The following is a 12,007-nucleotide window of genomic DNA, read 5'->3' as shown; positions in this document are numbered from 1 at the left end:
TTTAAGGGGCAGGCGAAGCCCGTTCCAATGATCTTCAAAAATATCGTTATCAACAAATGACTATTGGAGGTACACCATGTCGGAGAACAAGCTGGTTGAGGAAGAGCAAGCGGTAGTGGAGCAGGGCGTGCACAATTTCAGCAGTGAGGACAAATGGGTCAAGCCGGAGGATCCGCTGCTTCTGGAACGCTTGGAATGGTTCAAGGACCAGAAGCTGGGCTTGATGATGCACTGGGGGCCGTATTCCCAGCTGGGCCTTGTTGAATCTTGGGCGCTGAGCGATAAAGACGCGGACTGGTCGCGAGACGGCATTGACTGGGACATCGATGCGGAGGAGCTTAAGCGGCAGTATTTTGATCTGAACAAGACCTTCAACCCGCTTCGCTTTCAGCCTGATCTGTGGGCTGACCTGGCAGCCGATAACGGCTTCAAATATTTGAACTTTACTACCAAGCACCATGACGGATTCTGCATGTGGGATACGCATACGACCGATTACCGTGTTACGGGACCGGAATGTCCGTTCCATAGGCATAAACACGCCGATATTACGAAGGAGCTGTTCGATGCATTCCGTGCCAAGGGGCTCGGCATCTCCGCCTATTTCTCCAAGGCTGATTGGCATACCCCGTACTACTGGGCGCCGGGAATGGAAGCGGGGAGCTTCACTTCTCGCGGCCCTAGCTACGATCCGAAGAAATATCCTTGGCTGTGGGAACAGTTTGTCCAGTTTACCCATGAGCAGATCATGGAGCTGATGACCCGTTACGGCCGTATCGATGTGCTGTGGCTGGATGCAGGCTGGGTGAACGATTACCGGGACCAGAATATCCGATTGGGCGAAGTGGTAGAGAAGGCGCGTGAGATTCAGCCTTGGCTTCTCTCGGCGGACCGCACGGTCGGCGGGCCTTACGAGAATCTGATCACGCCGGAGCAGACCCTTCCTGAGCGTGCCCTTCATGTGCCGTGGGAGAGCTGCATCACGATGGGAACCTCCTTCTCCTTCCGCTACGAGGATCGTTACAAAACGGTGCGTCAGCTCATTCACCTGCTGGCCGAGATCGTGGCCAAAGGCGGAAATCTAGCGCTCAATGTGGGCCCGCAGCCGGACGGAAGGCTGCCCGAGACGGCCATTTCACGAATGAAGGGCATGGGAGAGTGGCTGAAAGTCTATGGGGAGGCCATCTATGGGACCCGTGTCTGTGAGCCGTATTCCTCCGGCGCGGTCCAGTTTACCCAGAAAGACGATACCACCTACGCCATCTATCTGTATCGAAATGAGCAAGAAGCCGTTCCTGAGGAGCTGCACATTCCGATTCAGACGGCGTTCAGCCGCATAGATTTGGTCGGGGGTCAGGAGGCGCTGGATTATCGCCGCACGGACGATGGCGTCGCGGTCCGACTTCCGGATCAGGAGCGTCAGGGGCTGGCGCCGATCGCGCATGTATTGCGGTTTCGTTAAGAGGCGGGTTATATAAAGTGTGTGTTCAAAAAGGTCGATTTTCAGCACCGAGAAGGTTGGATGAAGCTAGGGGGTGAGGAGCGGAGCGTACGTTTTGGGTACGTGAGCACCGGAAGGCCCGGCTGAATTCAAGATTCGATGCCGAGTTGCTTCCTGATTCGCTTCGTGATCAAAAGCGGACTTTTTGAACAACCTCATAAACGTATTTTTCACGTACAAGGACTTAAGAAGAGGTGTGGACAGACATGCAGAAATGGTTCGAAGAAGCCAAGCTGGGCATCTTCATTCACTATGGCATCTATGCCGTGGACGGAGTCTCGGAATCTTGGTCCTTCTATAACGGGAGGATCACGTACGACGAGTACATGAAGCAGCTGGACGGTTTTACGGCATCGAAATTCAATGCGGAGAAATGGGCCGATTTGATCGAGAAATCCGGCGCCCGGTATGCCGTGCTGACAACGAAGCACCATGATGGCGTTGCGCTGTGGGATACGCAGTACAGCGATCTTAACGTGGTCAAGCGGACGCCGGCCAATCGGGATATCGTGCGGGAGTATGCGGAAGCGATCAGGGAGAAGGGCATTCACCTGGGCATGTACTTCTCTCTAATCGATTGGTCGCATCCGGATTATCCAAGCGTGTTTGAAGGAGGCCGGGTACCGGAGGATCTCAACAGCGTCAACCCGCACACCAGTCCCGTGGACGGTGTTCAGGATCAGGAGAAGTGGCAGAAATTCCTGGAGTTTAATAACAACCAGCTGCGGGAGATCTTGACGAATTACGGGAAGGTGGATCTGCTGTGGTTCGATGGCGACTGGGAACGGAGTGCCGAGCAGTGGAATCTGCCGGAGTTCAAGCATTACTTGCAATCCTTCAATCCGGATATCATCATCAACTCACGTCTGCAGGGCCACGGTGATTATAAAACGCCGGAGCAGGGCATTCCGATCACGAGACCGGAGGGGCCTTGGGAATTTTGCACAACGATCAACAGTTCGTGGGGCTATGTGCCGACCGATCATAAATACAAATCATTGAACCAGATCATTCGGATGTTCTGCGACTGCATCTCGATGGGCGGCAATATGCTGCTGGATATCGGTCCGCGCGAGGACGGCACCATCGATCCAAGGCAGGAGGACATTCTGCTTGGGCTGGGCGCGTGGATCCGGACCCATGAGGAGGCCGTATTCGGAACGGGCGAAGGCATTATGACCCGCTATTATCTGGGGGGAAGCACGATTTCCGAGGACAGAAAGACATTGTACCTGTTTGTCTATGACGATCCGAAAGAAAATGTGTGCATCAAGGGGCTGTGCAACCCGATCAAGAAAATTACCGTGCTGCATTCGGGCAAGGAGCTTACCCACGAGATCCATGGGGGCGTGCCTTGGTTCAATATCCCGGGGACGACGTGGATTAAGATGACTCCTGAAGACGCGCATGAGCAGGTGACGGTTCTTAAGCTGGAGTTTGACGAAGAGCTGGAGATGTACGGCGGCTCGGGAGCCGTTGTCACGCATAACTAACCATCACGGGGAGGGACGCGCTTAATAGGTGCCAAGCCTCCCTCATGAAGCGGAGAGAATGACATGAACAGAAGTGGTGTGCCGGAGCCAAGGATTGAGTATGCTCCCAAGCATTATATATGCAAGCGTGCGGGGCAGCCGCTCGTGCTGGACGGCCGCGTGGATAAGGCGTTCTGGGATGCGGCGGAGTGGACCGATGATTTCGTAGATATCGAGGGGGATCTAAGGCCGAAGCCGGCCAAGCGGACCCGGGTCAAAATGCTGTGGGACGACGAGTATTTTTATTTTGCCGCGGAGCTGATCGAGGATCAGATATGGGCGACGCTGACGGAACGCGATTCGGTTATTTTCTATGATAATGACTTTGAAATATTCATTGATCCGGACGGAGACAGCCATCAATATTATGAATTCGAGATCAATGCGTTGAACACGGTGTGGGACTTGCTGCTCGTGAAACCGTACCGGGATGGCGGACCTCCGGTCAACGGCTGGGACATCAGCGGTCTTAAGACGGCGGTGTTTATCGACGGGGAGCTGAACCGACCGGGCGCCGATAACCGGAAATGGAGCGTGGAGGTGGCAATTCCTTGGGCTAGTCTCAAGGAATGTGCCGAAGGCGGCCGCCGTCCTGCACCAGGTGAGTTCTGGCGCGTCAACTTCTCGCGCGTGGAATGGCAGACCGAGATACAAGACGGCGAATATCGCAAGGTGCTGAATCCGGAGACAGGCAAGCCTTATCCGGAGGACAATTGGGTATGGTCGCCTATGGGCATCATCAATATGCATTACCCGGAGCTGTGGGGTTACGTCGTATTCGCCGATGGCGAGGAACGCCAGCCGTTTGCGCTTCCGGAAGACGAACGGATCAAGTGGGAGCTGCGGAGACTCTATTACCGGCAGCGAAATTATTATGAAGCCCAGGGTGAATTTACGAAGGATGCACAGCAGCTCATGGGCGAGGATTCATGGAGCATCCAGCCTGTGATTGAAACGACCCGCAGCCTGTTCCAGATTAGCGCCCCTTCGTCGGACGGCACGGCTCTAATCTGCATTCGGGAAGACGGAAAGCTATGGAAGGAGTGAGCTTAAGGATGACCAGCCAAACCGCGGTGTTCTCGCTGGATTCGCAGACACAAGAGCGGATCGAGCAAAAGTTCCAGGAGAAGGTAGTCTTTGCGGAAGCCCGCAAAGATCAGCTGTTTCATGTTTTTGAGCAGGAGCTGACCGAAGAAGAAACTTGGGCCCTGAAATATTTATTTGCCTACATGCCGGTGAACGACATGGCCGACTATGATGGGGAATTGTTCTTGAGTCATGTGCGTCAAGCATTGGACATCCGTAAGCGCGTGCCTTGGGGCGAGCGTGTGCCGGATCATCTGTTCCTGCATTTTGTGCTTCCTTACCGGGTCAATACGGAGAATATTGAGGACTTCCGCGGTATTCTCTACAACGAACTGGCCGAACGGACGGCGAAGTTATCGATGGCGGATGCCATATTGGAAACTAATTATTGGTGTCATGAGAAGGCGACCTATATCGGCAGCGATCTGCGGACGATTTCGCCGCTGACGATGATCCGGAACGCACGCGGACGCTGCGGCGAGGAGTCCACGCTGGCGGTGGCCGCGCTTCGAAGCATCGGGATCCCCGCGCGTCAGGTTTATACGCCGCGCTGGGCACATTGCGACAGCAACCATGCCTGGGTGGAAGCATGGGCGGACGGCCAGTGGTATTACATCGGGGCATGCGAACCGGAGGCCCGTCTGAATCAAGGCTGGTTCAGTCCGCCGGCCCGCAGGGCGATGCTGATCAATACGCGAATTTTTGCCGATTATCCCGGACCGGAGGATATTACCCTCAATGAAAAGGGATTTACAGAGATTAATTTACTGGAGAACTATGCGCCGGCCCGCACCCTTTACGTCAGCGTGAAGGATAAGCAGGGAGAGCCCGTATCCGGCGCAAGCGTTCGATTTGAGCTGTATAATATGGCTGAATTTTACCCGATTGCCGAAATCAAGACCGATGAGGAAGGGAAGGCTTCCTTTAAAACCGGTTATGGCGACCTCTTGGTTCGCGCGGTCAGCGGCGGCAAATGGAGTGAAATCCTGTTCAAGACTCAGGACGGCGAACATATCGAATTTGTGCTTGATTCATCCGAACAGCCGTCAGGGATTGTGGATTTCGATATGGTTCCTCCGCCGGAGGGAGAAGGAGATGCCGCGTCGGCGCTGCCGGAAGAGAAGATCCGGGCTCATAACCGTCGTCTGGAGGAAGGGACGAAGGTCCGGACCGAATATGAGGGTACATTCCTGAGCGAAGAAGAGGCATTCACGCTGGGTCAGTCACTAGGACTGCCTCCGGAGCGGGTATGGGACGTTCTTCAAAAAGCCAGGGGCAACAGCAGGGAAATCGCCGCGTTCCTGGAGGAGCGTACCGGCGATTATGGCGAGTGGCCGCTGCGGCTTCTGGAGTCGCTGAACGAAAAGGATTTGATTGATACCTTCCGGCAGACGCTGGATGATCATCTGATGGGTGCGCTCGCTCAGCGTGGAGAGTGGGATGAGGATACCTTCGTGAAGTACATTCTGTGTCCGCGGGTTTCTTATGAAATGCTGGTTCCGTATCGACGCGTATTTGGTGATGCTTTTACGGCTGCGGAGGCAGCGGCATTCAGGAAGGATCCTTCTGCGCTTGCCGGACGTTTCGAGAAGGGTTATGCATATGCAGACGATCTTCCTAACCTGAAGGGTAAGGGGAATCCGGCGGGCACATACAGTCTCATGAAGGGAGACGAACAGTCGCTGGACATCCTGTTTGTGGCGGTATGCCGCAGTCTGGGGATTCCTGCCCGACTGCATCCGAGCGAGCAGAAGCCGCAGTACTTGTGTGCTGGAGGCTGGGAAGAGGCAATCTTCCGTCTGAACTCGTCGCGGAATCAGGAGAGCTCAAGCTGGGGGATGCTGCAGCTCCTCAGGGATCCGAAAGGCTCGCAGGACACGCCGGCTGCATCCTATGCCGAGAACTTTACCTTCGCCCGCCTGGAAGACGGCGTGTACAAAACGCTCGTGTATCCTTATGGCAGCACCGATGTTTACGATGAGCCATATGAGGTTGAACCGGGTTCGTACCGCCTAACGTCGGGCATCCGGCTGAAGGACGGAACGGTAAGAGTGCGCTTCACGTACTTTACCGTGCGTGCCGGAGACACCGCGCGCGTGGCGCTGACCTATCGTGAGACGGCGGTTGACATTCCGGTGCTGGGCACACTGTCTCCGGGCAGTACGCTTACCCGATTGGACGGAACGGGAGCCAATCTTAAAGATCTTCTGGGATCCGAGGGTGCTCTTGCTGCCTGGATCGAACCGGAGCGGGAGCCGACCAAGCATCTTCTCCGCGAGCTCAGCGAGCTGGCCGAGCCGCTGGATAAGCTGGGCCTGCCGATTGTGCTGATAATCGGGAATGCGGAGTGGACGGCTTCCTTTGATCCGGCAAGCTATCCGAAGCTGCCGGCACGCACCGTTTTTGTACGGGATTCCAGTTATGCTTCCTTGTCGGGCTTCATCCCGAATCCAGCAGCCCATGAAGCAAGTTATCCTCATCTGTTCGTCCTGGACAGTGAGGATCAAATCCGTTATTCGGCTTCCGGATATAAGATCGGCACCGGGAAGGAAGCCCTGCAGATTGCGACCGCGATATTACAACCCTAGAAGGGATCGGAGTGAAGAGTAATGACGATGTATATTGTGGCGGGTTACGCCGTCGATTCGGTTCTTCCGGACATGACGCACGAGGATCTGCTGAAGTTGACGCATCTGAACGTAGCCTTCGGTCATGTCAAGAATGATGAGATCACCACCGAGCATTTGAAGAATGGCGAAGTTGTCCGGAACATCAAAAGGGATCACCCGAATCTTACGGTGCTTCTGTCTGTTGGCGGCTGGAGCGCCGGTGGTTTCTCAGAAGCCGCCTCAACCGAAGGCGGAAGGGCGCGCATGGCTGCCTCCGCCGTACGGGTGCTGGAGGAATACCCTTTTGACGGGATCGATCTGGACTGGGAGTATCCTTGTTACGGTGAGGCTGGCATAGGGTCGAGTCCTGATGATAAACGGAATTTCACCCTGCTGCTGAAGACGATCCGGGAGGCGCTGGATGCCAAGGGCTCCCGGGATGGCCGTCATTATCTGCTCACGATAGCGGCAGGGGCTGACCAGTACTATGTAGACGGTACGGAGATGGCTGAGGTGCAGCAGTACCTCGATTTCGTTCAGCTGATGACCTATGATATGCGCGGCGGGTTTCAGGTTCTGACCGGACATCATACGAATCTGTACACGCCAACCGGTGATCTGTTCCGAATCAGCACGGATGCTTCCGTGAACCTGTTCGTTCGCGCCGGTGTTCCGAAGGAGAAGATCGTCATTGGTGCCGCATTCTATTCCCGTGTATGGAACGAGGTTCCGGACCGAAACCACGGCCTTCACCAAATGGCCGGCAGCACGGGCGGTTATGGGCCGGCCTTCGCCGAGCTGGCTGCGGATTACATCAACAAGAACGGCTACATTCGTTATTGGGATGAGGAAGCCTGTGCACCGTACCTCTTTAATGGCTCCAGCCTGATTTCATATGACGATGAGGAATCGATTCAGTGCAAATGCGATTATGTGAAGGAACAAGGCTTGGCTGGGATCATGTTCTGGGAATACGGGTGTGATTCGACCCATCGCCTGTTGGGTGCTATGCATCAAGGACTTCAAGACAATTTAGCAGGTAAATAGGAATAGTGACGGGTCCCTGTGGATATGATGACTCGGATATGAGTTTAAAACATACGAAAACCTCCCCTGAACAGTGCCGCTCAGGGGAGGTTTCTATTTATGCGGCGGAACCGCTACCGGATGCACACTTCTTAGCCATTGTCCGAAACCGTTATCCGATATACTCCTTCAGGCCAATCGTCCAAATCGGTTTACCCGATATACTCCTCGTCGTCGTCATCCGTGGAAACGGCGGCGCTGTCGGGGCTATGCATTTTGCGGTATTGACCGGGCGTGTATCCCGTCTCTTTCTTGAATTTGCGGATGAAGTTCGGCGTGTCCAGGTAACCGACCCGGGTGATGATATCCTTTAATGGATCGGTGGTGTGCAGCAGCAGTCGGATCACCTCGTCCATCCGTTTCTGCCAGATGTACTGGGTGAAGTTCATGCCGATCTTCTCCTTGAAGGAACGGCTGAAATACGATGAAGAGATGGAGAATTTAGACGAGATCGTACCCAGACTGAGGTCATAATCCGTAAAATTGGCGTCGATATAAGCGACGATTTCGTCCATCAGGGAGCTTTCTTCCGTCTCGCTCTTCGCCTCGACATGGGCGCAGATTTCAGCGGCAAGGCCTGCCAGCTTCTTCTCCAAATCCTCCAGCGAGTCATAGGAAGTGACACGCGGCAGCTGATTGACCACATGATGGATGCCAAGCTCCGAGGCCGTCTTCAGCATCGTATTCAGAATATCGAAGCAGATGCAGCGCAGCAGCGGTACGGACGGCATTTCCGTCTTCAGGTTATTCAATGCGGTGGATACCATCTGAACCGCCACGTCGTAACTGCCCTGTTTCAAGCTCTGAACCAGCTTCAGCAGCACATCCTTAGGGACCCAGAAGGATGAATCCTGTGCGCCGGAACCGGAAAGCGCGTTAAAGAAGGTGCTGCTGCCCTGTCCGTGCAGCATGGATGCCTCCAAAGCGGTTGATGCTTCAATGAAGGATTGATTTAGCTGCTCCGGATAACTGTAGCGGTTGCCTACCCCGATCGCAGGAGAGACGCCTGTGTGCTCTGCCGCCATCGATTGCAGGGCAAGGGCGATCGGCTCCATACGGGCGTTAAGGCTCGCTTCATGCCCGGTTTCCGCATCGAATCCTACAATGAGGGCCAGCTGATCGGGCTGTGGAAGCTCCACTCCAAAGGCATAGGCGGAGAAGGCCGGCAGGTCCACATCGTTCATTAACTGCATCACGGGCCGCCGCTCCGGATTGTCGCCAATGGGAAGGGCGTGCGACTCCCACCCCATGGTCACGACAAAATAATGGGACCGGCTGAAGCGAATGCCCAGCTTCTCGGTGAATTCGAAGGGGAATTCACCGGTATGGCCATGCTTCAGCAGCATGAGCAGAATATGATTCCGCGCATAGGGCTCTTGGAGATCGACGCGCTGGCTGTAGTCGTGCAGCGTTTTCTTGATCCATTCCAGTTCGTTGCTGGATGTGGACGGTTCCGGGTCATTCTTCAACCGGATGAACTCCATTAAGTCTGAAATCGGATGGTATTGTCTGCGGGCCAGCATAATAGCAAGAATGGTGCCCATCACCACCACGAAGGAGAATACCAGAATTACAAAGGTACGAATATGAACGATGCGGCTGAAAAATTGATTGCTTGGCATCGCGGTGACATAAGTCCAGCCCGCATCGGATTTGACGGATACAACCGAATGCGGCTCTTGGTTCAAGGAAAGGCTGTGCGTTCCGGGCTCAAGCGCGAACAGTGCGCTGACTTCCTGCTCGGTAATGGTTTCGCCTTGGTAGTTGGCGGCCAGCACTTGCCCGTAGTTATCGAATATATAAGTCATCCCATGGTAGTCGCTGAGGATGGAGTCGATCAATCCGGTCAGATTGGATTCATGAATCAGGTACATGACGGTTCCATGGGCGGGCGTATTGTTAGGTGCGATCGGCACAAGGTAGGCCAGCATGGAATTTTGGATTTTGGTTCCCTGAACCACTTGCTCCGCCGGACGCATGGTCGGAATCGGGACGGAGTTTAAATCGCGGACCATCTCCGTTTCGTTCCAGCTGTTGAATTTGTAGCGGTCGGTGAAGACGTTCAGATTCTCAAAGCCCTGTGACGAATAAATGCTGTTATCCCCGCGGAAGAACAGGAACAGCTCATCAATGATGGAACTGGTGGCTTTGTATTTGACCAAGGCCCCGATAGATTCGCGGCTGTAATAGGGATGGTGAGTCCAATAACGGGTCAACTGCTCATCGTAGGCGATTCGAAAGGCAATGTCCTGCAGTTCTTTCATGCGCTCATCGATGACCGTTTTAGCCTGGGTCAATTGATTGACGTTGGTCTGCTCGATCTCGGAACGGAGTGTATTCACGGCATTGTGATAAATAATAATAGTTAATATAACAAGAGGTATCAGAAAAATGGAGATGTAGGACAGTGTGTATTTAAGCAGAAGCTTGGACTTGAAGTGATTCCATTTCATATCTGCAACCTCCCGTTTTTAGATTATAGAATGATAAGATTTGAAACTGAACAAATTCTATAATCGCAAGAAAAACTTCCTCTAATCGCAGTCTGTATTGTGTAAAGTCCGTTAATAGACGTGTTTCTTTAAGATATCAGAAGTCTTAAACTTAGAGCATGGCCTGCCTGATATCACAAGAAAAACAACATCTAAACGCGGTCTGTCTTCTCTAGAATGAAAGTCGATAGTCGTTTTTTCTTGTAGAAACTGGTAGCGCTATCATAAATGACGGCGAAGTGATGGCCCAAATGCCAAACCGTTAGATGTGTCTACTAAAAATACTAGGAGAACTCGACTAATAAATCAATGGATCATTTCTAAAAATAAGTGGAATCATGCCAAAAGTCTCAGCTCAGGGATTGATGTAACGAGCCCATGGATGCAGATGAATAGGAGAGGCAAAGGATGGAGCCAAGGGATTTCGGTAGATGATTCGAATGTAATTATTCATAACATATATATGACAAATTATACTCAATATGGAAGATATCCTAGGATATAATACATAATCGTCGTGATATATAAGATGAATTCTTTACTATAAAGTAAAACTATAGCAATGTATCCAAGGTGTCAATCCATTTTTACTAGATACCTCATAATTGGCGTCACATTATCTAACGTGACGAATATAAAAGAGAACCCGTGACTGACAACCTGCTTGCTTAGGTTGTCAGTCACGGGTTCTTCAAGGTTCCGTCCTGCATCGGGGGAAACGGACGTGTATTAGGTTGCGCTGCCCTCTGCTTGAGAGAGCTGCAGCTGCTTGCGATAGATGAATCTGGAGATCGAAACGCTGATTTCGTACAGCAGGAACAGCGGGACGATCACGATCAAATCGGACATGATATCCGGCGGCGTAATAGTGACGGCCACGATGCAGAGCAGGAAGTAGGCTGATTTGCGCATCTTGGCCAGCCGATGCGGATTCACGATGCCGAGCTTCGTCAGAAAAACGACGATGGCGGGCATTTCGAACAGGAATCCGAATGGAACGGTCATATGAATCATGAACGTGAAGTATTTTTGCGCGGTGTACATCGTTTGGAATGCCCCTTCGGCCATACGCTGCATGAACTCCAGCACCATCGGGAACAGCACGAAGTATCCAAAGCAGATGCCGGCAACGAATAACACGCTGATTACGGGAATGAGCAGTACGGCCGAGCGGTGAGTCCCATCCGGCAGCGCCGGCTGCACGAACCGCCATATTTGATAAGCGGCAATAGGAAGTGTGACGGTGACGGCCACAACGCCCGCAATGATCATATACACCCACATGACTTCGGAGGGACCGAGCAGAACGAGCTGCTTGTCCATACCTCGTACCAGCCAGTGATAGATCTTCTCGACGTAGATGAAAGCAGCCACCATTGCGACGAGAAACGCAATCAGCGTGCGGATCAGGCGCTTCCGCATTTCTTCCAGATGCTCGATCGCGCTCTGGTCGTTCGGATTAGCTGTTCTGCTTATTGACCGCTGCAGCAGGTTGCGGAGCATCGTCTTTTTTTCCATTCTCGTCGTCTCCGTTCATCAAGCCACGGGTTGCGCCCTTGAATTCGCTTAAGGTCCGCCCGAATGCGCGACCGAGCTCAGGAAGCTTGGATGGACCGAATATGATGAGTGCGATAATCAAGATAAGAATTAAACCGCCAATTCCGATATTGCCAAACGGCATGATCCTCGCTCCTTTCGATT

General features: G+C 53.2%; 8 protein-coding genes. 5 read left to right on the top strand and 3 right to left on the bottom strand.

The window, feature by feature from the left end; genetic code table 11:
* Positions 1 to 76: 76 nt before the first annotated feature.
* The 5 genes from MKY82_RS32285 (at position 77) to MKY82_RS32265 (ending at position 7,775) form a co-directional block, all read left to right on the top strand.
* On the top strand, positions 77 to 1,462 hold the full coding sequence (locus tag MKY82_RS32285) for an alpha-L-fucosidase (protein ID WP_339295088.1): 1,386 nt from the start codon (positions 77 to 79) through the stop codon (positions 1,460 to 1,462).
* A 245-nt stretch (positions 1,463 to 1,707) separates the two neighbouring features.
* A complete protein-coding gene (locus MKY82_RS32280) occupies positions 1,708 to 2,994 on the top strand; it encodes an alpha-L-fucosidase (RefSeq protein WP_339295087.1) in 1,287 nt (428 codons plus the stop codon).
* 63 nt (positions 2,995 to 3,057) lie between these two features.
* The gene (locus tag MKY82_RS32275) at positions 3,058 to 4,080 is read left to right on the top strand and encodes a carbohydrate-binding family 9-like protein (RefSeq protein WP_194540035.1); all 1,023 of its coding nucleotides are present in this window, start codon (positions 3,058 to 3,060) and stop codon (positions 4,078 to 4,080) included.
* A gap of 8 nt (positions 4,081 to 4,088) precedes the next feature.
* On the top strand, positions 4,089 to 6,707 hold the full coding sequence (locus MKY82_RS32270; protein WP_339295086.1) for a transglutaminase domain-containing protein: 2,619 nt from the start codon (positions 4,089 to 4,091) through the stop codon (positions 6,705 to 6,707).
* A 21-nt stretch (positions 6,708 to 6,728) separates the two neighbouring features.
* Positions 6,729 to 7,775: a glycoside hydrolase family 18 protein gene (locus tag MKY82_RS32265; protein WP_339295085.1), complete on the top strand. Its 1,047-nt coding sequence runs from the start codon at positions 6,729 to 6,731 to the stop codon at positions 7,773 to 7,775.
* Positions 7,776 to 7,966: 191 nt separating this feature from the next.
* Here the strand turns inward: MKY82_RS32265 and MKY82_RS32260 are convergent, their stop codons facing one another.
* The 3 genes from MKY82_RS32260 to tatA form a co-directional block, all read right to left on the bottom strand.
* Positions 7,967 to 10,267, bottom strand: a complete 2,301-nt coding sequence (locus MKY82_RS32260) for a helix-turn-helix domain-containing protein (protein ID WP_194540032.1) — start codon at positions 10,265 to 10,267, stop codon at positions 7,967 to 7,969.
* Between the two features lie 768 nt (positions 10,268 to 11,035).
* Positions 11,036 to 11,809, bottom strand: coding sequence for a twin-arginine translocase subunit TatC (gene tatC, locus MKY82_RS32255; RefSeq protein WP_220687566.1), 774 nt, complete (start codon positions 11,807 to 11,809; stop codon positions 11,036 to 11,038).
* Positions 11,766 to 11,987, bottom strand: coding sequence for a twin-arginine translocase TatA/TatE family subunit (gene tatA / locus MKY82_RS32250; RefSeq protein ID WP_071218765.1), 222 nt, complete (start codon positions 11,985 to 11,987; stop codon positions 11,766 to 11,768). The genes tatC and tatA overlap by 44 nt, the downstream gene beginning before the upstream one ends.
* Positions 11,988 to 12,007 lie beyond the last annotated feature (20 nt).

Source organism: Paenibacillus sp. FSL W7-1279 (genome assembly GCF_037969845.1).
In the GTDB taxonomy this organism is placed as follows: domain Bacteria; phylum Bacillota; class Bacilli; order Paenibacillales; family Paenibacillaceae; genus Paenibacillus_AQ.
Note: the sequence above shows the minus strand (reverse complement) of the source record. Positions and strands in the feature narration are given on the sequence as shown.

Excerpts from the sequence above, each read along its gene's own strand:
- MKY82_RS32285 (WP_339295088.1), top strand. The coding sequence starts at position 77 with ATGTCGGAGAACAAGCTGGTTGAGGAAGAGCAAGCGGTAGTGGAGCAG.
- MKY82_RS32280 (WP_339295087.1), top strand. The coding sequence starts at position 1,708 with ATGCAGAAATGGTTCGAAGAAGCCAAGCTGGGCATCTTCATTCACTAT.
- MKY82_RS32275 (WP_194540035.1), top strand. The coding sequence starts at position 3,058 with ATGAACAGAAGTGGTGTGCCGGAGCCAAGGATTGAGTATGCTCCCAAG.
- MKY82_RS32270 (WP_339295086.1), top strand. The coding sequence starts at position 4,089 with ATGACCAGCCAAACCGCGGTGTTCTCGCTGGATTCGCAGACACAAGAG.
- MKY82_RS32265 (WP_339295085.1), top strand. The coding sequence starts at position 6,729 with ATGACGATGTATATTGTGGCGGGTTACGCCGTCGATTCGGTTCTTCCG.
- MKY82_RS32260 (WP_194540032.1), bottom strand. The coding sequence starts at position 10,267 with ATGAAATGGAATCACTTCAAGTCCAAGCTTCTGCTTAAATACACACTG.
- tatC (WP_220687566.1), bottom strand. The coding sequence starts at position 11,809 with ATGCTCCGCAACCTGCTGCAGCGGTCAATAAGCAGAACAGCTAATCCG.
- tatA (WP_071218765.1), bottom strand. The coding sequence starts at position 11,987 with ATGCCGTTTGGCAATATCGGAATTGGCGGTTTAATTCTTATCTTGATT.